At 34.2% G+C, this 23,283-nt stretch carries 22 protein-coding genes; 17 read left to right on the top strand and 5 right to left on the bottom strand.

Annotation, left to right across the window (positions count from 1 at the left end; all coding sequences use genetic code 11):
- Nucleotides 1-110 precede the first annotated feature (110 nt).
- From B6D18_RS05190 to yjgA, 3 genes are all read right to left on the bottom strand, one after another.
- Nucleotides 111-320 carry a cold shock domain-containing protein gene (locus B6D18_RS05190; protein WP_025315032.1) on the bottom strand — a complete coding sequence of 70 codons (210 nt, stop codon included), beginning with the start codon at nt 318-320 and terminating at the stop codon, nt 111-113.
- A gap of 397 nt (nt 321-717) precedes the next feature.
- The gene (gene ppa, locus B6D18_RS05195) at nt 718-1,248 is read right to left on the bottom strand and encodes an inorganic diphosphatase (RefSeq protein WP_065578025.1); all 531 of its coding nucleotides are present in this window, start codon (nt 1,246-1,248) and stop codon (nt 718-720) included.
- A gap of 70 nt (nt 1,249-1,318) precedes the next feature.
- A complete protein-coding gene (yjgA, locus tag B6D18_RS05200) occupies nt 1,319-1,855 on the bottom strand; it encodes a ribosome biogenesis factor YjgA (RefSeq protein WP_034903110.1) in 537 nt (178 codons plus the stop codon).
- Nucleotides 1,856-1,932: 77 nt separating this feature from the next.
- Between yjgA and pmbA the strand changes: the two genes are divergently transcribed.
- From pmbA to recG, 6 genes are all read left to right on the top strand, one after another.
- Nucleotides 1,933-3,285 (top strand): metalloprotease PmbA, encoded by a 1,353-nt coding sequence (gene pmbA, locus B6D18_RS05205; protein ID WP_086363478.1) that lies wholly within the window; start codon nt 1,933-1,935, stop codon nt 3,283-3,285.
- 6 nt (nt 3,286-3,291) lie between these two features.
- Entirely contained in the window at nt 3,292-5,028 is a 1,737-nt protein-coding gene (locus B6D18_RS05210) for a SulP family inorganic anion transporter (protein WP_086363479.1), read from the top strand.
- A 37-nt stretch (nt 5,029-5,065) separates the two neighbouring features.
- The gene (locus tag B6D18_RS05215; protein WP_086363480.1) at nt 5,066-6,286 is read left to right on the top strand and encodes a CinA family nicotinamide mononucleotide deamidase-related protein; all 1,221 of its coding nucleotides are present in this window, start codon (nt 5,066-5,068) and stop codon (nt 6,284-6,286) included.
- Nucleotides 6,287-6,425: 139 nt separating this feature from the next.
- Nucleotides 6,426-6,716, top strand: a complete 291-nt coding sequence (rpoZ, locus tag B6D18_RS05220) for a DNA-directed RNA polymerase subunit omega (RefSeq protein WP_034903119.1) — start codon at nt 6,426-6,428, stop codon at nt 6,714-6,716.
- 19 nt (nt 6,717-6,735) lie between these two features.
- A complete protein-coding gene (gene spoT / locus B6D18_RS05225) occupies nt 6,736-8,844 on the top strand; it encodes a bifunctional GTP diphosphokinase/guanosine-3',5'-bis pyrophosphate 3'-pyrophosphohydrolase (RefSeq protein ID WP_086363481.1) in 2,109 nt (702 codons plus the stop codon).
- Between the two features lie 5 nt (nt 8,845-8,849).
- Nucleotides 8,850-10,943, top strand: coding sequence for an ATP-dependent DNA helicase RecG (gene recG, locus B6D18_RS05230; RefSeq protein ID WP_086363482.1), 2,094 nt, complete (start codon nt 8,850-8,852; stop codon nt 10,941-10,943).
- A gap of 155 nt (nt 10,944-11,098) precedes the next feature.
- On the opposite strand, the gene ulaG is transcribed toward recG, so the two are convergent.
- Nucleotides 11,099-12,166, bottom strand: coding sequence for an L-ascorbate 6-phosphate lactonase (ulaG, locus tag B6D18_RS05235; protein WP_086363483.1), 1,068 nt, complete (start codon nt 12,164-12,166; stop codon nt 11,099-11,101).
- Between the two features lie 26 nt (nt 12,167-12,192).
- On the bottom strand, nt 12,193-12,954 hold the full coding sequence (gene ulaR, locus B6D18_RS05240) for an HTH-type transcriptional regulator UlaR (RefSeq protein ID WP_086363484.1): 762 nt from the start codon (nt 12,952-12,954) through the stop codon (nt 12,193-12,195).
- 469 nt (nt 12,955-13,423) lie between these two features.
- Here ulaR and B6D18_RS05245 point away from each other — a divergent pair, with 469 nt between their 5' ends.
- The 11 genes from B6D18_RS05245 to yigB all read left to right on the top strand — a co-directional run bounded on the left by B6D18_RS05245 (nt 13,424) and on the right by yigB (nt 23,132).
- Nucleotides 13,424-15,145, top strand: coding sequence for a PTS ascorbate-specific subunit IIBC (locus tag B6D18_RS05245; RefSeq protein ID WP_254048621.1), 1,722 nt, complete (start codon nt 13,424-13,426; stop codon nt 15,143-15,145).
- A 27-nt stretch (nt 15,146-15,172) separates the two neighbouring features.
- Nucleotides 15,173-15,646: a PTS sugar transporter subunit IIA gene (locus B6D18_RS05250; RefSeq protein ID WP_086363486.1), complete on the top strand. Its 474-nt coding sequence runs from the start codon at nt 15,173-15,175 to the stop codon at nt 15,644-15,646.
- A gap of 2 nt (nt 15,647-15,648) precedes the next feature.
- Nucleotides 15,649-16,350, top strand: coding sequence for an L-ribulose-5-phosphate 4-epimerase (locus tag B6D18_RS05255; RefSeq protein ID WP_086363487.1), 702 nt, complete (start codon nt 15,649-15,651; stop codon nt 16,348-16,350).
- 9 nt (nt 16,351-16,359) lie between these two features.
- Entirely contained in the window at nt 16,360-17,004 is a 645-nt protein-coding gene (locus B6D18_RS05260; RefSeq protein WP_086363488.1) for a 3-keto-L-gulonate-6-phosphate decarboxylase UlaD, read from the top strand.
- A gap of 67 nt (nt 17,005-17,071) precedes the next feature.
- Entirely contained in the window at nt 17,072-17,962 is an 891-nt protein-coding gene (locus B6D18_RS05265; RefSeq protein ID WP_086363489.1) for an L-ribulose-5-phosphate 3-epimerase, read from the top strand.
- 388 nt (nt 17,963-18,350) lie between these two features.
- The gene (locus B6D18_RS12480; RefSeq protein ID WP_144063955.1) at nt 18,351-18,491 is read left to right on the top strand and encodes a lipoprotein; all 141 of its coding nucleotides are present in this window, start codon (nt 18,351-18,353) and stop codon (nt 18,489-18,491) included.
- A gap of 12 nt (nt 18,492-18,503) precedes the next feature.
- Nucleotides 18,504-19,757 (top strand): diaminopimelate decarboxylase, encoded by a 1,254-nt coding sequence (gene lysA, locus B6D18_RS05270; RefSeq protein WP_086363490.1) that lies wholly within the window; start codon nt 18,504-18,506, stop codon nt 19,755-19,757.
- Nucleotides 19,758-19,869: 112 nt separating this feature from the next.
- Nucleotides 19,870-20,694, top strand: coding sequence for a diaminopimelate epimerase (dapF, locus tag B6D18_RS05275; protein ID WP_086363491.1), 825 nt, complete (start codon nt 19,870-19,872; stop codon nt 20,692-20,694).
- A 57-nt stretch (nt 20,695-20,751) separates the two neighbouring features.
- Entirely contained in the window at nt 20,752-21,486 is a 735-nt protein-coding gene (locus B6D18_RS05280) for a DUF484 family protein (protein ID WP_216818860.1), read from the top strand.
- An 18-nt stretch (nt 21,487-21,504) separates the two neighbouring features.
- On the top strand, nt 21,505-22,419 hold the full coding sequence (gene xerC, locus B6D18_RS05285) for a tyrosine recombinase XerC (protein WP_086363514.1): 915 nt from the start codon (nt 21,505-21,507) through the stop codon (nt 22,417-22,419).
- Nucleotides 22,419-23,132, top strand: coding sequence for a 5-amino-6-(5-phospho-D-ribitylamino)uracil phosphatase YigB (yigB, locus tag B6D18_RS05290; protein ID WP_086363492.1), 714 nt, complete (start codon nt 22,419-22,421; stop codon nt 23,130-23,132). Before xerC ends, yigB begins: the two co-directional genes overlap by 1 nt.
- Nucleotides 23,133-23,283 lie beyond the last annotated feature (151 nt).

Raw genomic sequence — 23,283 nt, forward strand, 5'->3', positions numbered from 1 at the left:
ACCTGGTGTCGCTTTTTTTATTTCTAGTAAGAGGGTATATACTCTTCCCAATAAAAAACGCCTATTTCGAGAAATAGGCGTTTTGCTTTTATTATTTAATTAAACTTTAATTAGATAACAACTACTTCAGCCGCTGCTGGTCCACGTGGGCTATCTTGGATAGCAAATTCGACTTGTTGCCCTTCAGCTAAGGTTTTAAAGCCATCGCCAGAAATTGCAGAAAAGTGTACAAATACATCTTTGCTGCCATCAGCTGGAGTGATAAAACCGAAACCTTTACTTTCGTTGAACCATTTTACTTGGCCTGTTTTTTTATTCATTTACTAGACATCCTAACAATAATTAATAATTTGCCTTATCGGCTGTTTAGGCATTAACTAAACATTAATACGTCAACTCATAAACTAATATAACTAGTTTAGAACTAAATTAAAAAGTTAATCGTTTCCATAAAAATGCTTCCCGTTGTTAGCCCGTTACTATTACCTCACAATTTAAAATCGAAAGCAAGATGTTAATGACAATTTTTTCATCTTAGTGTACGGTTTTATATAAAATTTTTATATTAAATAGTGTAATTTGATATATGACAAATTGTTATGGTTCTAAGTCATTGAAGTTATTTCGAAAGTAAAAAAAAGTTTAAAAACTGAATCATAAAAAATTTTTCTTATGACTCAGTAGAAATGATTACTTTTTTGAATAATTTAGATAGGATTACTTCTGTTTGGCTCTTTCAAAAGATTCAATTATTTCTTTACGAGCAGCTTCAGCATTATCCCAACCATCAACTTTTACCCATTTGCCTTTTTCAAGTGCTTTGTATTGCTCAAAAAAGTGTTTAATTTGTGATTTTAATAATTCAGGTAAATCGTCTACATCTTTAATATGGTCATATTCTTTTGATAGTTTAGTATGCGGTACCGCAACTAATTTAGCATCAGAACCTGCCTCATCAGTCATTTTCAAAACACCGACTGGACGACAACGAATTACAGAACCTGGTTGTAATGGATATGGAGTTGGGACTAATACGTCAACCGGATCTCCATCAAGTGATAAAGTGTGATTAATGTAACCGTAATTACATGGATAAAACATTGCAGTTGCCATAAATCTATCAACAAATACTGCACCTGTATCTTTATCGACTTCATATTTAATTGGGTCAGCATTCGCTGGGATTTCAATCACGACATAGATGTCATCAGGTAATTCTTTACCGGCTGGTACATTTAATAGTCCCATTTTTGTATCCTCTATCTTTTTATTAGTTAATAGTGTTTAATCATAAATATAAAACGAACATTATAAAAATTTACTCTGTTTCGCTCAATTCTTTTAAATATTGAAAAATTTGTCTGGCTGTTTTTGGCGGCTTATTGGCAGTTAGTTCTTTTTTAGCTGAACGTGCAAGTGTGCGTAATTGCTGTCTATCTGCGGTAGGAAATAACTCCATAATTGATTCAGCATCGCCAGTTTCAATCAATTCATCGCGTAGTTTCTCTAATCGGTGAAACATGGCAACTTGCTGATTATGGCGATTTTTAAGTTTATCCAATGCCTGTGTAATCGGTTCAATATCACGATTTCTAAGTAATTTACCTATGTATTGAATTTGTCTACGATAGCCTTCTTTTTTTATTTTTTGAGCTAATTCAATAGCATATAATAAATCTTCATCAAGTGGGATTTTACTTATTTCATTTTTGCTTAAATTGACAAGTTCGACACCTAGTTTTTTAAGCACCTCGGCATCTCTTTTGATTTCACTTTTACTAACGTAAATAATTTCATCATCTTCTTGATTTATATTGAAGTCAGGTTCTAGATTTGGCTCTTGATTGTTATTCATGCTATTTCTTTTGTTAACTAAAATTAAATTCTGGCATATTATAACGTATCACTAGCAGAATTGTAGAAAATAATAAAATGAGTATTGAACAAATTAAAAAAGATGCGATAAGCCAACAACAACATCTATCCTCTATTGTTGCCGATGCTATCAAACAAGCACAAGCTCGGGTTGATTCAGTAGAAGTGTCGATTAATCAATCTACAGGTATTAATGTTAGTACTAGAGAAGGTGATACTGAAAATGTTGAATTTAATAGCGATGGTGCATTAGGTATTACTGTCTATCAAAATCAACGTAAAGGTAGCGCATCTACCAGCGACTTGTCACCACAAGCGATCAGCCAAACAGTGGATATGGCAATCAATATTATGCAATATACTTCGCCAGACCCTTGTTCTGGTTTAGGCGATCGTGAATTAATGGCATTTGATGCTCCTGATTTAGATCTTTTTCATCCAAGTGATTTAAATGTTGATAATGCAATAGAACAAGCAAAACAGACCGAACTAACTGCACTTGCAGAGTCTTCATTAATAAGTTGTGATGGTGGTTATTTTAGTAGCCGTTATGGTGTTTATGTCTATGGTAATAGTTTAGGTATGTTACAAGGCTACTGTGCCAGTTCGCATTCACTTTCTTGCTCGGTGATTGCTGAGCAAAATGGGCAAATGGAGCGTAATTATGCCTATACTTCTTCTCGGGATATTAATAAATTGCAATCACCAGTTTTTGTTGGAAAACAAGCTGCTGAGAAAGCTGTTGCCCATTTAGGTGCTCAACAAATTCCAACCATGCAAGTACCTGTCCTTTTTTGTTCTGAAGTAGCAGTGGGTTTAATAAGGCATTTAGTTGCTGCAATTAGTGGTGGTTCGATTTACCGAAAGTCTTCTTTTTTGTTAGATAGTGTAGGAAAAGCAATTTTGCCTGCTTGGCTAACAATTTTAGAAGACCCATATATTTTAAGAGGGGTAGGTTCTTCACCATTTGATAGTGAAGGGACGAGAACTGTTAAGCGCAATATTATTGAACAAGGTATTTTGCAAAGTTATCTGTTAAGTAATTATTCCGCCAAAAAATTAGGTTTAAAATCTACCGGACATGCAGGCGGTATACATAATTGGTTAGTCTCACCAAGCCAAACTGATGCTGATTTCACTGCAATGTTAAAAAAACTAGATAAAGGCGTTGTTATTACGTCATTAATGGGACAAGGTGTTAACAATGTGACCGGTGATTATTCGCGTGGAGCTACGGGTTTTTGGGTTGAAAATGGTAAAATCCAATATCCAATTAATGAAATTACCGTTGCCGGTAATCTTAAAGAAATGTATCAAAATATTGTAGCGATAGGTAATGATATTGAAACAAGAAGTAATATACAATGTGGTTCAATATTGATTGAGAAAATGAGCATAGCAGGAAAGTAATTAAACATGGGAAAGTTTACAAATAATGCATTATTCCAAAAAATCATTTTTTGGATGCCTGGGCTGATGAGTTTATTGCATTATAAGCGAGAATATCTCAGTTTTGATATTAAAGCTGGATTGTCAGTAGCAGCAGTATCGTTACCGGTTTCAATAGCATATGCTGAACTTACTGGCGTAGGAGCAATTGCAGGCTTATATTCGACGATCTTACCATTGATTGTGTATGCACTATTTGGTTCTTCTAAGCAACTAATTGTTGGGCCCGATACAGCAACTTGCGCAGTTGTAGCTGCTGTAGTGTTTCCTTTAGCTGCTAATGACCCAGTTTTACGATGGCAATTAGTTGTCTTATTAACCATTATGATTGGTATTTGGTGTCTGATCGCCGGTAGACTTCACTTAGGTGCTTTAGCTGATTTATTAAGTCAACCGATTCTAATTGGTCTTTTAAATGGTATTTCAATAACGATTATGGTTGACCAGTTAGCCAAAACATTGGGATTTAAGTATGACTACTCTTATTTAATTGAGCGCATTGCTTATTTCCCTTTGAAGATATCACAAATCCATGTGCTAACTGCGTTTGTGTCATTTTTTACTTTAGTAATATTGGTAGTGTTAAAAAAATTCAAACCGCGTTATCCGGCACCGCTATTTGTGGTCATTATTATGACTTTTCTTTCATGGCTGTTTAATTTTGAACAATATAATGTTCGGATTATTGGAAGTGTGACCAGTGATTTCATCCCTGCAGAATCATGGTTAGAATTTGATAAAGGGTTAATGCGGAATTTAGTCGTTCCATCCCTCAATATTGCTGTTATCTGTTTTGTTAGTATGATGATAACGGTACGCAGTTTTGCTTCTAAAAATAATTATGAGACCAATGCCGATGTCGAATTTAAAGCATTGGGTATGGCCAACATAGTTGCCGGGTTATCCCAAGGATTTGTCGTTAGTGGTACCTCTTCCCGAACGGCTGTTAATGATGCCAATGGTGGTAAAACTCAGTTAGTGTCAATTATTGCCGCTATTCTAATTGGCTTTGTGGTGTTGTTCTTTTTATCACCATTACAATATATTCCTACCTGTGTATTAGGCGTGATTCTAATCTATTCTTCACTATCACTTATTAATTTTCAAACCATTATTCGATTTTTTAAATTTGATCGCGATGCATTCTACTTAAGTTTAACTACACTTATTTCGGTTTTAGTTATTGGTATCATTCCTGGAATGGCGCTAGCGGTTTTATTAGGGTTATTTTTATTTTTGCGTCGTGTTTTTAGACCGAATGATCAGTTATTAGGTGTTGATGATAGTGGTCGAATTCATTCAATTGGTTCTGATGTCAAACCATTGAGTAATACTATGATTTATCGATTTAATTCACCGCTTACTTATTTTAATATTGCCTACTTTAAGCGTAGAATTATCAATTATATTGATGATTCTGCTGAACCTATCAATTATGTTATTGTTGATGCGATACCTTGTTTTACTTATAAAGATGTTAGTGTGTTGACGGGTATTGATGAATTGGTAAACTCATTAAAAGTTAGAAATGTCGTGCTGATTTTGGCTGGTCGACGCAAAACATTAAAAAATTGGTTTAAACAGATGAATCTTAAATTAGATAGTGACTATATTGAATTTGCCTATGACCTCTATTTTGCTGTGCGATTAATGCAAAGTAAGGAGCATATGGACAGTAAAGTGGATGAAGAAGTTATTAACTAAATGTTGAATAATCATTTTTAATTAACTAAGGATAATTATGACTAACATCAAAGATTGTATTAAAATTGAAATGATTAGTACTGGTGATGAAGTTCTATATGGTCAAATTGTTGATACTAATGCTGCATGGTTATCTAATTTTCTGTTTCAAGAAGGAATTATCATTACCTCTCGCCATACAGTAGGGGATAATTTATCAACGTTGATTGAGACTTTGCAAGAGCGTAGTTTGCAAAATGATATTTTAATTATCAATGGTGGATTAGGGCCAACCAGTGATGATCTTAGTGCTCAAGCAGCAGCACTGGCTAATAATGAATCACTAGTTTTACAGGAAGAATGGATTAAGTCACTTGAGCGTTATTTTCTTAATCGTGGTAGAGTGATGCCTGATAGTAATATTAAACAAGCCATGCTACCTCAAAGTGCGACGTTAATTGATAATCCTATTGGTACCGCATGCGGTTTTAAAATCAAGCTGAATAATTGTCTATTATTCTTTACTCCCGGTGTGCCTTCTGAATTTAAACAAATGATTAAAAATGAGATTCTTCCTGAGATCAAGTTGAATTATCCACTGGCAGAAAGCAAACTTTGTTATCGATTAACAACAATGGGCCGAACTGAAAGCGATTTAGCACAAGAAATTGACTCCACATTGGATATACCGGAAAATATCACGATTGGTTATCGTGCCGCAATGCCTATTATTGAATTAAAATTAACGGGTCCAGAAAACCAAAAAAGTGAAATGGATAAGCTGTGGCAACAAATTAAATCGGTTGTTAATGCTAATTTGCTTTATGAAGGTGTATTAAGTGAATCAGGTGAGACAGGATTAGCTCATGTGGTATCAAAATTATTACACGATACTAATCAATCTATTGTTATTATTGAACAACAATCAGCAGGGATGATTAGTTATCAATTGTTCGAAGCTGATGCTCCTGTCGTCAAATCAGAGATTGTACCTTTATTATTGGATGAACCGAGCAGTTATTTCACAGGATTATTAAAAGCACAAGGTGCTAATATAGCGATCGGTATTATTAATTTTCAAGAAAAGAATAGCCAATTTACTTTAATTATTGCAACATTAAAACAAGTATTACACTTTAATTTAAAGTATACCGGACGAAGTCAAAGCAAAAGAACACAGCAACAAGTCTTAGCAGCAATTGCATTGGATGGCTTACGACGTTACCTTTTAAATATGCCTATAATAGGTGCTAATGTTTGGTTAGAGGTAATGGAATAGATATTTATTATTTCAATTCATCTAAAATAATGGATTTTACATAACATAGTAATATTAGTTATGGACAATTCGCTACAAAATTAAGTAGAATAGCGGATCTTTCAATTGAAGCATATAAGTTAAAATATTAGAGGTAAAAATGGCTCGTGTAACTGTCCAAGATGCAGTAGAAAAAATTGGTAATCGCTTTGATCTCGTTTTAGTTGCAGCAAGACGTGCTCGTCAATTACAAGTCGAAAATAAATCGCCATTAATTCCAGAAGAAAACGATAAAGAAACTGTGGTTGCTTTACGCGAAATTGAAGATGGGCTTGTCAATAAACAAATTCTTGATACTGCTGAATTCCAAGCTCGTCAAGATGAAGAATCAGAAGTGCGTACAGCTCTTCATGAAACGGTACTTTTAGAAAATACTCCTTCATACGAATAAACATTGCTGAGAATTGCCCATGCAATATTTTGAAAGCTTAAAAGAGGTAGTTGCATCTTATCTTCCTGTCAAGCAAGTTGAATTGATCCAAGCTGCATATCTCTTTGCTAAGCAAGCACATGAAGGGCAATTCCGATGTAGCGGTGAACCATATGTAACCCATCCGGTTGCTGTTGCAACCATTTTAGCTGATATGCGGCTAGATTATGAAACCATCATCGCTGCACTTTTGCATGATACTATCGAAGATACCCCGGTCACCTTCCAAGACATTACGCAAAAATTTGGTAAGCATGTTGCAGTTTTAGTGGAAGGGGTTTCAAAACTTGATAAGTTAAAATTTAGAAACCGGCAAGAAGCACAAGCTGAAAATTTTCGGAAAATGGTTTTAGCCATGACCGAAGACGTGCGCGTAATTTTAATTAAATTAGCTGATAGAACGCATAATATGCGTACTCTTGGCGCATTAAGACCAGATAAACGCCGCCGTATTGCTAAAGAAACTTTAGAGATTTATGCGCCATTAGCTCATCGTTTAGGCATCCATCATATTAAAACTGAGCTTGAAATACTTGGTTTTACTGCTATGCATCCTAATCGAGCTAAGGTTCTTAAAAAAGTGGTTGAAATTGCTCGAGGAACCAGAAAAGAACTGATTCAGCAAATTCTCTCTGAAATACGAGGTCGCCTTGCAGATGCAGGTATTGATGCTCAAGTAGAAGCGCTTGAAAAGAATATCTATGCGATTTATCAGAAGATGCAACTGCGTGAACAACATTTTCATTCAATTATGGATATTTATATTTTCCGAATTGTAGTGGAAGATGTTGATGCTTGTTATCGTGCGCTTGGTTTAGTGCATAATTTATATAAACCACGCCTTAATCGTTTTAAAGATTATATTGCTATTCCTAAAGCTAATGGTTACCAATCATTGCATTCATCTTTAATTGGTCCGCATGGTACTCCGGTAGAGGTTCAAATACGAACTGAAGATATGGAGCAAATGGCGGAAATGGGTGTTGCTGCGCATTGGATTTATAATGAGAATGATGAGTTAAATAATACTACCACTCAGATTAAGGCCCAACGTTGGATGCAAAGTTTGCTAGAACTCCAGCAAAGTGTCGGTAATTCATTTGAATTTATTGAAAATGTTAAGTCTGACCTTTTCCCAAAAGAGATTTATGTCTTTACGCCAAAAGGTCGTATCGTCCAATTACCTGAAGGCTCAACAGCGGTTGATTTAGCTTATGCTGTGCATTCTGATATTGGTTTCCAATGTATTGGTGCATTAGTTGATCGTAAACCTTATCCGCTTTCTCAACCTTTAAGTAATGGCCAAACTGTCGAAATTATAACTTCGCCAGAAAGTCGTCCTAATGCAAGCTGGCTAAATTTTGTCGTTAGTGCTAAAGCACGATCTCGTATTCGCCAAGCACTAAAAACGTTAAAAAGAGAAGATGCAATTGAGTTAGGGCGTCGTCTACTTAATTTAGCGTTAATTAAATCTGGCGGTATTGAATCATTAACACTCAAACAGAAAGATCGTATTGTTGAGTTGACCAAGTTAACATGCTTTGATGATGTATTAGCCGAAATTGGTCTTGGTAACATCATGTCCCATTTTATTGTTAAAGGTTTAGAACATAAAGCGCTTTTATCTAATCAATCTGATACCAATAAAACCTTAGTTATTACCGGTAGTGAAGGGGTTTTAGTGACCTTTTCGAAATGTTGTCATCCTATTCCCAATGATCCGATTGTTGGCCATGTTAGCCCTGAAAAAGGTTTAACCGTTCATCATGAATCGTGTCGCAATATCAGTGGTTATCAGAATAATCCAGAAAAATATATTGCACTTAAGTGGGCACCAAATATCAAACAACAATTTATTGCTGAGATTTGGATTGATATTATTAATAGCCAAGGTACTTTAGGTCATATTCTTTCAATTATTAATGACGAAAAAGCTCATATTCAATGGCTAAATACAGAAGAAAAAGATAGGCAAATTTATACAATTATTTTGCAGCTTGAAGTTAAAAACACACAACAATTAAATGATTTAATTAGAAAGTTATCACTACAACAAGATGTAGTGAGTGTGATGCGTAATATTAATTAATTATCATGTCTGATCGTTTACTAAACCATATACCACTAATCAAATTAGCGGGTATTGGTGCTAGTTTAGAGAGTAAATTCCATGCGCTAGGCATTAAAACCATTCAAGATCTACTATTACATTTTCCTCTCCGTTATGAAGATCGAAGTTCTTCTTGCGCTATCGGTGATGCTAAAGTTGGCGAATATACCACTATTGAAGGTCGTATAATTAAAACAGAGATTATTTTTAAGCGTCGCCAAATGCTGTTATGTTATATTCAAGATGATTCTGGAATCGCTATTTTACGTTTTATGCATTTTAATGCAGGTATGAAAGCGTCGATGATGGTAGGAAAATGGATAAGTGCATATGGTGAAATAAAAAGCGGTAAAACCAATTTAGAAATTATTCATCCGCAATTTAAGATCAACGCGAATAAAGATGAACAAGCATCGCTAAGCGATTTAAATGAAGAGCGATTTACACCTATTTATCCTTCTACATATGGATTGACACAAAATGTAATCCGTAAAATGATAAAATCGGCATTAATTTTACTGAAAAACAATTTACCAAATGAAATATTACCTGATTCATTAAGTCAAAATTATTTACCTATTTTGGATGCATTGAATATCATTCATAATCCTTCTATTACGACTGATATTGACCAGTTATTAGTCGGTGAACACCCAGCTATAAAACGTTTTGTATTTGAAGAGTTACTTGCCTATCATTTAAGCATGTTAATGATTAAAAGAGATAATCAAAAGCAACATGCTTATTCAATGCACAGTAATCAGCGTTTAATTCTGCCTTTTCTAGCTTCATTACCATTTAATCCAACTCACGCTCAACAAAGAGTTGTACAAGATATCTATCAAGATATGACAAAGCATATTCCAATGATGCGACTAGTGCAAGGAGATGTAGGCTCAGGTAAAACTTTAGTGGCAGCTATGGCAGCCTTAAATGCGATAGAGAATGGTCATCAAGTTGTTTTAATGGCGCCAACCGAAATATTGGCAGAGCAACATTTTAATAATTTTAAACAATGGTTTGAACCATTAGGTATTACTGTAGATTGGCTATCTGGTCGATTAACAGCTAAAAATAAACAGCAGCGATATGAGGCTTTAAAGCAAGGTGAAATAACGATGTTAGTTGGTACCCATGCGGTGTTTGTTGATAAAGTTGAATTTTCCAATTTGGGGCTGGTTATTATTGATGAACAACATCGATTTGGCGTGAATCAACGGTTAAGTTTGTGGGAAAAGGGTATTAAAAATGCCATACATCCACATCAATTAATCATGACTGCAACACCAATACCAAGAACGTTGGCAATGACAGTTTATGCAGATTTGGATGTTTCAATAATTGATGAATTACCTCCAGGACGAACCCCAGTTACCACTGTTGTTATTCCTAATTCCCGTCGAGAAGAAATTATCGACAAGGTTAATCAAGCTTGTTTAAGTCATCGTCAGGTTTATTGGGTTTGTACTTTAGTAGAAGAATCAGAAACTCTGGATGCTCAAGCCGCTGAAATATTAGTTGAGGAATTGAAAGAAAGGTTACCACATTTAAATATAGCACTTGTCCATGGCAAAATGAAATCTGATGAAAAGCAATCTGTTATGCAGGCTTTTAAAGCGGGAGAGGCTCAACTTTTAGTTGCGACAACGGTTATTGAAGTTGGGGTCGATGTGCCCAATGCGAGCTTAATGATCATTGAAAATGCTGAACGTTTAGGACTTGCTCAACTACATCAATTACGAGGTAGAGTAGGACGAGGCAGTGCAATTTCACATTGTGTGTTAATGTATCAAGCTCCATTAAGTAGAATTGCTCAGGCTCGCATGAAAGTAATGCGTGAAAGCAATGATGGTTTTGTGATTGCCCAAAAAGATCTTGAAATTAGAGGTAGTGGTGAAATTTTAGGGACTAGGCAAATGGGGGAAGCAAATTTTAAAATCGTTGATTTAATCCGTGATCAGCATTTAATTAGCGATGTGCAAAAAGCATCATATCTTATCTTAAGCGAGTCTCCGGAGTGCGCTAAACAACTTGTTGATTGTTGGCTTCCGGAACGGCAAAAATATATCAATGCTTAATCTCGTTCTTACTGATAAATTTCTTATCATTTTCACTGTTAATGATTATTTTTATGTTGAAATCTCTTTTCTTACTAGGATATAACCACACAGAAAAGAACAATAAAACAGTGGACTTAGAAAGTTGTTCTAGTCCACATTAATTAGCTTTTTAATTATAAAAATGAACGGTATGGCAGCTCTGGTTCATCTGTAAAAATATCTCTGAATCCGCGATAATGTTGATAGTTCATTTTATGCTTATCAGTTGGATATGTATACTTTCCACCAACTTGCCAAAAGAATGGTGTAAATTGATATTCAAGACGATCTTTTTTCATTCGCCAAAGTACTTCTATTTCACGAGGGTCACTTTGGAAATTAGCCCAAATATCATGATGGAAAGGTATCACGATTTCCGTTTTTAATGATTCTGCTGCTCGTAAAATGTCAGAAGATGTCATTTTATCCGTCACCCCTCTAGGGTTTTCTCCATAAGATAGCAGTGCAACATCAATTTTGTGATCATTACCATGTTTCGCATAATAATTAGAATAGTGTGAATCCCCAGAATGATAAAGTGAACCACCAGAAGTCTCGAATAGGTAATTTACAGCGCGATCATCCATACTATCTAATATTGATTTGTCAGTGGATGATACACCTTTAGGTAAGGTTACTAATGACGTTCTATCAAAAGAGTCTAATACGCGAATTGTGATATCACCAACTTCAATGGTTTCTCCTACCTTAGCAACAATACAACGATCCTCTGGAACTCCCCAGCTTTTCCATAGGTCAACACAGGCTTTAGGGCCGATGAATTTTACTTTCGGTGAACAATTTTGAATGACTGCCGCTGCAACATTAACATCAATATGATCGGCATGGTCATGGGTTGCCATAACTGCATCAATCTCTTTTATTGCAAAAGGATCGAGAACAAATGGGCTAGTCCTTAAATTAGGTTGTAATTCTCTTACTCCTCCCATTCGCATCATTTGATGTTGTTTATTCATGAATGGATTCGCGTGAGTCTTTTTACCTGTACCACACCAAAAATCGACAGAAATATTTGTATTACCGGCAGATTTTAACCAAATTCCAGTACAAGCAAGCCACCACATGGTAAATGTATTTGGTTTAACCTCGGTCGTTTCTATTTCTTCATTAAGCCATGTTCCCCATTCAGGAAATGTATTTAAAATCCATGATTCTCTGGTAATTTCGTTCACTTTACTCATACTTTATTCCTTCTATATTTGTGTTTTTAAACTAAAATCACTTCAGTACCTTGTTCCTTTATCTTTTCGATTACTTCCTTATTTGCTTGTTTACCAGTAATTAAAATATCAATTTTAGTTACTGGGCAAAAAAGCATACCAGAATTAGCTTTAGTATTTATTTTAGAACTATCAACAACGACTACTAATTTTTCAATTTTTTCAAGTATTTGTTGTTCAGCCACCGCTCCTAGTATTTCATTCTTATACAGCCCATTGGGTGTTAATGTTTTACCACTTGTAAACATCCATTTTCCTGCATAAGAATCAGTTATATTTGCTATAGGATTTAGAATAATGTTTTGTGTTTTGTTATATAACCCTCCCATAATGATGACGTTTTCGTGATCATGTTCAATCAAGTAACAAGCTAAAGGAAAATAGTTGGTAATGATCGAAACATTTTTACCACATAATTCACGACCTAATAAAAATGCAGTCGACCCACAATTAATAACTATATTTTCATCACTTCCACACAATTTTGCCGCTCTTATGGCAATACGTGCTTTTTCATGATAATGATCGGTATTATTATTTCCTATCGGTGCCCAAATTGGTTTTTGTACTTCTATTCGCATAATGCCATTACGAACTTTTTTTACTTTTCCGTCCTGATCGAGTTTTGTAATATCTCGACGGGCTGTCGCTGGTGATATTGCAAAATAAGAAACCAATTCAGTAACTCTTACCATCCCTTTTTCATTAACCATTGCCACTATTTCGTTGTGGCGTGATATTTCGTTCATTGTTCCCTCTTATTAATTTAATATGATCAAATTTGATTAAAAATGATGTTGGTTATCATTTTGTATTTTGTCAATTATTTAAATATTAATATCAATAATCATAAGTTCAATATATTGATAATAATAGTTATATTTTTAGGTTTTGCTTCTGTTTTTTGAAGATAATGTGATGAGTGTCACAATTGCTAAGTCAATAAGTTTAGAAAAGTGATCAATATCAAAATAATCATAAATAATCATTGAGTGATTATTTATGATTGTGGAATATAACAAGTGTTATTCAGCGAACTGAATAATATTAAATAGGTTGAAGTTCCATCTATGAGTTTTGCGATAGGTAATTATATAAAAGACATTTGAAGGTTATAGATACCTAAACAATAACGTTAACGTTAGAAATGTCGATAACCAATGAGAGGGACATATGGAAGTAATTTATAACATATTTTATATTTTTTATAGTCAGGTTATGACAAAGGCACCTTTATTATTAGGGTTGGTCACCATGTTAGGTTATTGCCTTTTACGTAAAGATATCACGACGATTTTAAAAGGTACGATTAAAACCATTGTTGGTTTTATGTTATTACAAGTTGGTTCAGGTGTTTTAGTTTCAACTTTTAAACCTGTTATTGCCAAACTTTCAGAATATCATGGTATTACAGGATCAATCATTGATACATATGCTTCTATGGTTGCGGTGGAAAATGGCATGGGTGAACACTATTCATGGGTTGGCTATGCTGTTTTACTGGCATTAGCTATTAATATCCTACTCGTTATTTTTCGTCGTTTAACTGGTATTAGAACGATTATGTTAACTGGCCATATTATGTTTCAACAAGTTGGTTTAATTACACTGTTTTATTTCTTATTTGGCTATAACATGTGGGAAACCATTATCTATTCATCAATTATCACTGCATTATATTGGGCAATATTCTCGAATATGATGTTTAAACCTACCGAAGCAGTCACTGGAGGAGCAGGTTTTTCAATAGGCCATCAACAACAGTTTGGTTCATGGATAGCAGTTAAGTTAGCGCCAAAATTAGGGGACAAAAATGATTCTGTTGATAATTTAAAACTACCTAAATGGTTACATATTTTTCACGATAGTATTGCTGCAACTACAATAGTTATGACGATATTTTTCGGAATTATTTTACTTTCATTTGGCTTAGATAACTTACAAACAATGGCTGGATCAACCCATTGGACTATTTATATTTTTGAAACAGGACTTAAATTTGCTGTCGCAATTCAGGTTATTGTTGGTGGTGTAAGAATGTTTGTAGCAGAGTTATCCGAAGCATTTAAAGGCATTTCTGAAAAATTAATACCAAATGCGGTTCTTGCTATCGATTGTGCTGCTATTTATGCATTTTCTCCTAACGCCATGGTATTCGGTTTTATATGGGGAGCATTAGGTCAATTTTTAGCTATTGCACTATTATTGATTTTTAAATCACCAATCATGATTATTCCTGGATTTATCCCGATGTTTTTTTCAAATGCAACAATAGGGGTATTCGCTAACCATTTTGGTGGATGGAAAGCAGTAATGAAAATCTGTTTTGTGATGGGAATGATAGAAGTATTGGGTTCGGCGTGGGTAATTAATATTTTTGCTCAACATGGCACACCAATTGATTCATGGATGGGAATGGCTGATTGGGCAATTTTATTTCCTCCAATTTTACAAGGCTTATCTTTCTCTCATTTATTCATTTATTTACTAATCGGACTAGCACTGGTGTATATGTTTTTTGCTGCAAAAAGATTACGAGCAGAAGAAGCATTACAAAAAAATAGACTAGAAGACAACGATGTTAGCCAAGATATTAATGAAGCTGTTGTTGAAAAAATGGATGAAGTAGCAATCAGTGAAGGTCAACCGATACGTATTCTTGCTGTCTGTGGTAGTGGTCAAGGCTCGTCAATGATGATGAAAATGAAAATAGCTAACTATCTAGATAAAAAAGGTATTCCAAATATTATGGATTCATGTGCAGTTACGGATTACAAATCACGATTGCCTAACGTTGACATTATTGTTGCTTCAAAGCATTTAATTCATGAAATTGAAGTTAATGAAGGACAACATGCATTAGGTGTACAAAATATGTTAAATCCACAGACATTTGGCGATGAACTCATCGAGATTATCAATAAAGTTAATGCTAAATAGACAAAATATACTAAAAAGGAGGCTAACATGGCTTTCAAAGAATCATTAATTGAAAATAACTCTATTTTACTAAAAGCAGACGCTAATAATTGGCAACAGGCGGTGAAGTTAGGCACTGATATGCTGGTTGCTTCTAATGCAATTGAGCCATCTTACCACGATGCAATCATTCATTGTGTTAACTCCATGGGGCCTTACATTATTATTGCTCCAAATCTCGCCATGCCTCATGCCAGACCTGAAGATGGTGTAAATCGCACTGCTTTTGCGTTAGTTACCTTGAAAAATCCAATACATTTTGATGGTGAAGTAGCACCTGTTGATGTTCTTGTCACGCTTGCTGGTAGTACATCCGATCAGCATATGGAAGGTTTGATGGAAGTGATAAAAATCGTAGAGGATAAAAATAGTGAAACAGGTATTGATTTAGATAAATTAAGACGCTGTAACACGAAAGACGATGTTTATGCTGTCATCGATCAGGCATTAAATGGAGGTTAAATATGTTTCTAGCTTTAAAAGAACGAGTTTTACAAGCTAACTTATTATTACCCAAATACAATCTTGTCACTTTTACCTGGGGCAATGTTTCAGAAATTGATCGTAAAAATGGGGTGATGGCTATTAAACCCTCTGGCGTTGAGTATAGTGATATGGCTATTGATGATATTGTCATTGTGTCATTAACGGGGGAAATAATAGAGGGTAATTTAAATCCTTCTAGTGATACAGCTACACATATTGAACTTTATAAAGCCTTCCCAAATATTGGTGGGATTGTCCATACTCATTCGCGATATGCAACCGTTTGGGCACAAGCTGAATTGGATATACCTGCACTAGGCACTACACATGCTGATTATTTTTATGGTGATGTGCCTTGTACACGCCGACTAACTGATAGTGAAATTGCTACAGATTATGAAAAAAATACCGGTTTAGTCATTATTGAAGAATTTAAACGTAAAGCTATTGATCCTAGTGCTATGCCTGGTGTGATTGTTTCAGGCCATGCGCCTTTTTGTTGGGGTAAAAATGCTTCAAATGCTGTCCATAACGCGGTAGTTCTTGAAGAAGTAGCAATGATGGCCATTTCAACTCGACAACTTAACCCAACAGTTAAAATTCAACAAACATTATCCGATAAGCACTATTTCCGTAAACACGGTGCTAATGCATATTATGGCCAAAATAAAATAAATTAAGGAAATAAAATGACTTTACCAAAATTACAAATTGCTTTAGATCAAACAGACTTAAAATCAGCTCTTGATGTTGCTAAAAACGTATCAGGATTTGTAGATATCATAGAAGTAGGAACTATTCTTGCTTTTGGTGGTGGAATGGAAAGTGTTAGATGTTTAAGACAACTGTATCCTAATCATATCTTAGTGTGTGATTTGAAAACCACTGATGGCGGAGCTATTTTAGCAAAAATGGCTTTTAATGCAGGTGCTAATTGGTTAACTGTATCAGCAGCAGCACATATTGCCACTATTGAAGCATGTAAAAAAGTGGCAGATGATTTCAAAGGTGAAATTCAAATTGAACTATATGGACATTGGACTTTTGATGATGCCAAAGCGTGGCGAAAATTAGGTATTAAACAGGCTATTTATCACCGTTCTCGTGATGCTGAATTAGCTGGTATTGGCTGGGGAAAGGATGATTTGGTTAAAATGCGACAATTGTCAGATTTAGGTCTTGAACTTTCCATAACGGGCGGAATTATTCCTGAAGATATTCACCTATTTGCAGGAATTAAAACCAAAGCCTTTATTGCTGGTCGAGCTCTTGCTAGTGAAAATGGTAAGCAAACTGCTCAAGCTTTAAGAGAGCAAATTGCTAAATATTGGTAATAGATGCGATGCAGTCAGTAAAATGACTGCATATTTGATGTTCAAATAAATATTATTAGGTTTTATTATGGCAAAATATGCAATCAATCCGACCAATCAATCTAATTATATTGGTATTTATGAAAAGGCATTACCTAATGAACTTACTTGGCAAGAAAAACTGCACGAAGCGAAAACATTAGGATTTAATTTTATCGAGATATCAATTGATGAATCAGAACAGCGAAGAGCAAGACTTGATTGGTCAGATGATGAAATTTATCAATTAAAGCGATTATGTGAACAATATGGACTACCATTGCATTCTATGTGTTTAAGTGCTCATCGTAAATTTCCATTTGGATCTGCCGATAAAAGCGTACGTCAGCAAGCCAAAGTTATTATGAATAAAGCACTGATGCTCGCCTATAAACTAGGAATAAGGGTAATTCAATTAGCTGGATATGATGTTTATTATGAACCAGCCAATTTACAGACTCACCAGCGATTTATTGCGGGAATGCAGTGGTCAGCGAAACAGGCTGAAAAAATGGGGATAATGCTTGCCGTTGAAATCATGGATACTAGTTATCTCAATTCACTCTGTAAGTTTGAAATTCTAAAAAAAGAAGTCAATTCTCCTTATTTTATGGCTTACCCAGATGTAGGGAACATTTCTGGTTGGAATTATGATGTCTGCACAGAGCTTATGTTAAGTCGAGAGCACATTGTTCAAATACATCTTAAAGATACTTATAAGGTTAAAGCTAATTATTCTGGTCAGTTTAGAGATTTAACTATTGGCGAAGGAGAGGTTGATTTTCTTGCTATATTTAAAATACTAAAACAGATAAATTATACTGCTCCGCTTGTTATTGAAATGTGGGCAAAAGATCATAAATGGAGAGAAAACATTATAACAGCTCAAAAACGGCTCAAAACCATAGCCGAAAATGCCGAATTTGTTCTGTTTAGTTGATTTTTATCTAATCATAAATTATCAATGTTCCATGTTTGATGAACTTTAGAAATGGAGCATTGATGACTTTATAAATCATTTGAAAATATATAGTTATTCCAATTATGGTAGCTTTAGATTTATTAGTTGCTATTATAATTTTATTTTTAGACTTACTGCTTTTAATAACGAAATAATTATGATTATTTGAACTAAATTTCAGCGATACTATGATGTAAGCGTTGTAATTTATATTAAATTTTTATATAACTTTTGATTATCAATAGCATAAAATTATTCAAATTTTTTTGTATCTTGCTTAGAAAACTTAATGATTTGATCTTTGCACGAATATGGCTATCGTGTAATATAGTCTGCATTATAAATCTGATTAAATTGCGAATATTTTATGAAATCCGCTCTAAAACTCTTTTCTCTTTTTTTAGTTATTTTCACATTATTAGGCTGTGGTTTAAGAGGTCCTCTTTATTATCCAGCAGATCAGTCAAATGCAATTATTGAATCTAATGATACAAATAAATTAGCTTAAAGGAATAATATGATGGATTTTTTACATTATCAAAATGGCCATTTATTGGCGGATAACGTTGCTATTTGTGATTTAGCTAATCAATATGGTACTCCTTTATATGTTTATTCTGCTGATCATATAACTAAGCAATTTCTTTCTTATCAAGATTCTTTAAAAAATAAGAAGCATTTGATTTGTTATGCTGCAAAAGCAAATAGTAATTTATCTGTTTTAAAATTATTAGCTAAACTTGGTGCCGGTTTTGATATTGTTTCACAAGGTGAATTAGAGAGAGCTTTAAAAGCTGGCGCCGATCCAAAAAAGATTGTATTTTCAGGCGTTGCAAAATCTGTTGTTGAAATTAGACGTGCACTTGAAGTAGGAATTAAATGTTTTAATGTTGAATCAGAACCTGAATTATATCGTATCAATCATATTGCTCATCAATTAGGGAAAATAGCTAGCATTTCTTTACGGATTAATCCTGATGTAGATGCAAAAACACATCCGTATATTTCAACAGGATTGCGTGAAAACAAATTTGGTATAAGTTATCAATTAGCGTTAGATACTTATCGTAAAGCAGCATCATTAAATAATATTAAAATAGTCGGAATTGATTGTCATATTGGCTCTCAATTAACTGAGTTGTCGCCTTTCCTTGACGCAGCTGATCGTATATTGGCATTAGTTGACCAATTAGTAGCAGAAAATATTCATCTTGAGCATATTGATTTAGGTGGAGGGTTAGGTGTTTGTTATGATGATGAACAGCCACCATCAGCGACATTACTGGTATCAGAACTAATTGAAAAGTTAAAAAATTATCCTGAACTGGAAATTGTTTTCGAACCAGGTAGATCAATCGTTGCCAATGCTGGATTATTAATTACTAAAGTTGAATATACTAAGCATCAAGATGGCAATCATTTTGCGATTGTTGATGCCGGAATGAATGATCTGATTCGACCTGCTCTTTATCAAGCGTGGATGCAAGTCCTACCAGTCAAAGAATCAACAGATTCAAATACCAAAAAGATTTATAATGTTGTTGGGCCAATTTGCGAATCTAGTGATGTATTAGCTTATCAACGTGAACTTTCAGTTGAACAAGATGATTTGTTAGTTATTTGTAGTGCAGGTGCTTATGGCTTTAGTATGGCGTCTAATTATAATAGTCATCCTCGACCGGCAGAAGTCATGCTTGAAGATGGTAATCAGCATAAATTGATTAGAGAGCGTGAAACTTTTGATGATTTATGGCGTGGTGAATTAGTATTATAATTCATTATCAAGCTAATAATTATATTTATTTTGTTTGATAAATTCATCTAATCAAACAAATATGATAAAAAACTAATAAATACTGACGATTTACAATAAAAGGTAACTAGAGATGAACTTTTCAAAAATGCATGGACTGGGTAATGATTTTATGGTTATTGATGCAGTAACGCAAAATGTTCATCTTTCAAATGAAATGATTAAACGTATGTCAGACCGATACACAGGAATTGGGTTTGATCAGTTACTTATTGTTGAGCCACCTTATTCTCCTGAAAGTGATTTTCATTACCGTATATTTAATGCTGATGGTTCTGAGGTTGAGCAATGTGGTAATGGTGCTCGTTGCTTTGCTCGTTTTGTACGATTGAAAGGATTGACTAAAAAAAGAGTGTTAAAAGTCAGTACAATGAAAGGTAATATTGTTTTGACGGTGAATGATGATGAAACCGTTAGGGTTAATATGGGAACACCAATTTTTGAGCCTAATAAAATTCCTTTCAAAGCTATTAAAGAAGAAAAAACTTATATTATTCGAGTTCAAGAACAAACAGTTTTATGTGGTGTCGCTTCTATGGGTAACCCACATTGTGTAATTCAAGTTGAAGATGTGTTAACCGCTCAAGTATTAACTTTAGGTCCGTTATTAGAGCAACATGAACGCTTTCCTGAAAAAGCAAATATTGGTTTTATGCATATTATTGACCGAGATAATATTAATTTGCGTGTTTATGAAAGAGGCGTTGGTGAAACTCAAGCTTGTGGAACAGGGGCTTGCGCAGCTGTTGCTGTTGGTATTAATCAAGGATTATTAAACCAAAGGGTGAATGTTAATTTACCCGGAGGAAAATTAATAATAGATTGGAAGGGTAATCAGTCTCCTCTTTATATGACTGGACCAGCTACACATGTGTATGATGGTTATATTGCAATTTAATTATGCTAGACTTTATGAATTTTATTAACTGATTACATAAAGACAATGAAATAAATTATGGTCGTAAAAAAAACACAAACATTGAAGTCAAAACAGCTGCGACGAAAAAAATCATTTGTTAAATTAAATGATGAAATAATTAGCCAATACATTATTGATAACCCAGATTTTTTTATTCGAAATGCGACTCATATTGAGCGTATGCGCGTACCTCACCCTGTGCGAGGTATGATTTCACTACCTGAATGGCATATGGCAAGGCAACGTAATAAGATTAGCCAACTTGAGTCAGAAATCACGATGCTGATGGAGCACGCAAGTGCTAATGAATTACTTTTTAATCAGCTAATAAAATTGCAATTTCAATTAATTAAAGCAAAAGATATAAACGAATTATTAGATTCTTTAAAAATTTGGGCCAAAGATTTAGGGCTTAATGGTGCTTATGTATATTTATTTGATGATAAATGGTTACTCAGTGCACCATCAAATTACCATTACCTAGCTTTAAATTCATCGCAGTTCGATTTTATTCGGGTAAGACACTTACAGTATAGCCAATTTTATTTGGGCTCATTAAATACTACTGAATTAGATTTTTTATTACCTAAACATGGTTATGTTGGCTCTGTGGCTTTATCATTATTGGGACAATTTGGGGATCTTGGTTTGTTAATGTTCACGAGTGCCGATCCTCAGCATTATCAGACAGGACAAGGAACCTTGTTGTTAGAAAAGATCAGTGAACTATTGCCAATTCTTATTGAAAAATGGATTATGCGAAGAAAGTAAGGAAATATGATGGTTAAAATGAACTCCACTTATCCTTCTTTTTTAACCGAGCCTGTTGAGCATTTTTTAAATTATTTAAAATCTGAAAAACAACTTAGTCTAAATACTCAAATTAATTATCGTCGTCAACTTTATGCGCTTATTAATTTAACTGACGGCTTAGATATTACTAAATGGCAGGATATTGATTCATCTGCTGTGAGGTTACTTATTAGTCGCAGTCGACAAACCGGCTTACAAGCTCGTAGTTTATCATTAAGATTATCTGCATTACGCAGTTTTTTTGATTGGATGGTTAAAAATGAGCTGATCTCAGCCAATCCAGCCCGTGGTGTATTAAATCCTAAATTAGGTCAACATCTTCCAAAAAATATTGATATCGATGAGATCAATCAACTGCTTGATATTGAGTATAGTGATCCGCTTTCTGTACGTGATAGAGCAATGTTAGAAGTGATGTATGGCTCAGGATTACGCCTTTCTGAATTAGTAAGTCTCAATTGTCGGGAATTAAATTTAACTGAAGGTGAAGTCCGGGTAACAGGAAAGGGTAATAAAGAGCGGAAATTGCCTTTAGGCCGAGAGTCAATTAAATGGATTGAGCAATGGTTAACTATGCGAAATGATTTGAAACCACAAGATGATGCTGTTTTTATCTCTAAACTGGGTAAGCGAATTTCACCACGAAATGTTGAAAAACGGTTTGCACAATGGGGGATAAAACAAGGATTAAGTTCACATATTCATCCGCATAAACTGCGTCATTCATTTGCTACTCATATGCTTGAATCAAGTGGCGATTTACGGGCAGTACAAGAATTACTAGGTCATGCGGATTTATCTACCACTCAAGTTTATACCCATTTAGATTTTTCACATTTATCAGAAGTTTATGATTCGGCTCATCCAAGAGCTAAAAGAGGAAGAAAATAATGCACTTTTATCGTTCAATTAACTGCATTAAAGCAATCACATTCGATCTCGACGACACTTTATATGACAATAGTATGATTGTTGATAAAGCTGAAGAGGAAGTGATAAAAAACTTACAACAATATGAACCATTACAATATCTGACATTAGATTTGTACTATCAAGAAAAAAAGTTGATACTTGCTTTAAATCCAGAAATATATCATGATGTTATAGAATGGCGAGTTGAGACAATCAAATCGTTATTAAATAAAACCAATATTCCTTCAGTACAACATAGCAAAATTATTGATGAGGCTATTGATTGTTTTAATTTTTGGCGTCATAAAATGGTTGTTCCTAAATCAACTCATATATTATTAACTAAATTAGCCAATAAATATCCATTAGGGGTAATTACTAATGGTAATGTTGACATAAATAGAATAGGCTTAGGCGACTATTTTCAATTTTCATTAAGAGGTGGCCCTGACGGTCGTTCAAAACCATTTCCCGAAATATTTGCTTTAGCCGCTCATAAGTTAGCTATTCCTAATAATTATATTTTGCATGTTGGTGATAATTTGGAGACAGATGTCAATGGTGCGATCAATAATGGTTTTTTAGCTTGTTGGATAAATATTTTTGGTCAGGATATTTATCAACTCTCAGATGCTAGATGTTTACCGCATATTGAAATAACGCAATTGCCAGAATTAGATAATCTGTTATAATTCATTGCATACATGTATAAAAAGACAGTGAAGTTGAATGCGATTTGCATTTAATATCTGTCTTTATTCTTTTATACCCTCTACTTGAAATAATTATAAATACAATGAAAAAATTAAAAATATATACAACATTAATATTAATTAATGGTTG

Origin of the sequence: Gilliamella sp. A7 (genome assembly GCF_002142015.1) — a bacterium.
Taxonomy (GTDB): domain Bacteria; phylum Pseudomonadota; class Gammaproteobacteria; order Enterobacterales; family Orbaceae; genus Gilliamella; species Gilliamella apis_A.

Coding starts and splice junctions, on each gene's coding strand:
- B6D18_RS05265 (WP_086363489.1), top strand. CDS start 17,072: ATGGCAAAATATGCAATCAATCCGACCAATCAATCTAATTATATTGGT.
- dapF (WP_086363491.1), top strand. CDS start 19,870: ATGAACTTTTCAAAAATGCATGGACTGGGTAATGATTTTATGGTTATT.
- spoT (WP_086363481.1), top strand. CDS start 6,736: ATGCAATATTTTGAAAGCTTAAAAGAGGTAGTTGCATCTTATCTTCCT.
- ppa (WP_065578025.1), bottom strand. CDS start 1,248: ATGGGACTATTAAATGTACCAGCCGGTAAAGAATTACCTGATGACATC.
- yigB (WP_086363492.1), top strand. CDS start 22,419: ATGCACTTTTATCGTTCAATTAACTGCATTAAAGCAATCACATTCGAT.
- pmbA (WP_086363478.1), top strand. CDS start 1,933: ATGAGTATTGAACAAATTAAAAAAGATGCGATAAGCCAACAACAACAT.
- xerC (WP_086363514.1), top strand. CDS start 21,505: ATGAACTCCACTTATCCTTCTTTTTTAACCGAGCCTGTTGAGCATTTT.
- lysA (WP_086363490.1), top strand. CDS start 18,504: ATGGATTTTTTACATTATCAAAATGGCCATTTATTGGCGGATAACGTT.
- yjgA (WP_034903110.1), bottom strand. CDS start 1,855: ATGAATAACAATCAAGAGCCAAATCTAGAACCTGACTTCAATATAAAT.
- B6D18_RS05280 (WP_216818860.1), top strand. CDS start 20,752: ATGGTCGTAAAAAAAACACAAACATTGAAGTCAAAACAGCTGCGACGA.
- B6D18_RS05190 (WP_025315032.1), bottom strand. CDS start 320: ATGAATAAAAAAACAGGCCAAGTAAAATGGTTCAACGAAAGTAAAGGT.
- B6D18_RS05215 (WP_086363480.1), top strand. CDS start 5,066: ATGACTAACATCAAAGATTGTATTAAAATTGAAATGATTAGTACTGGT.
- recG (WP_086363482.1), top strand. CDS start 8,850: ATGTCTGATCGTTTACTAAACCATATACCACTAATCAAATTAGCGGGT.
- ulaR (WP_086363484.1), bottom strand. CDS start 12,954: ATGAACGAAATATCACGCCACAACGAAATAGTGGCAATGGTTAATGAA.
- B6D18_RS05250 (WP_086363486.1), top strand. CDS start 15,173: ATGGCTTTCAAAGAATCATTAATTGAAAATAACTCTATTTTACTAAAA.
- rpoZ (WP_034903119.1), top strand. CDS start 6,426: ATGGCTCGTGTAACTGTCCAAGATGCAGTAGAAAAAATTGGTAATCGC.
- B6D18_RS05245 (WP_254048621.1), top strand. CDS start 13,424: ATGACAAAGGCACCTTTATTATTAGGGTTGGTCACCATGTTAGGTTAT.
- B6D18_RS05210 (WP_086363479.1), top strand. CDS start 3,292: ATGGGAAAGTTTACAAATAATGCATTATTCCAAAAAATCATTTTTTGG.
- ulaG (WP_086363483.1), bottom strand. CDS start 12,166: ATGAGTAAAGTGAACGAAATTACCAGAGAATCATGGATTTTAAATACA.
- B6D18_RS12480 (WP_144063955.1), top strand. CDS start 18,351: ATGAAATCCGCTCTAAAACTCTTTTCTCTTTTTTTAGTTATTTTCACA.
- B6D18_RS05255 (WP_086363487.1), top strand. CDS start 15,649: ATGTTTCTAGCTTTAAAAGAACGAGTTTTACAAGCTAACTTATTATTA.
- B6D18_RS05260 (WP_086363488.1), top strand. CDS start 16,360: ATGACTTTACCAAAATTACAAATTGCTTTAGATCAAACAGACTTAAAA.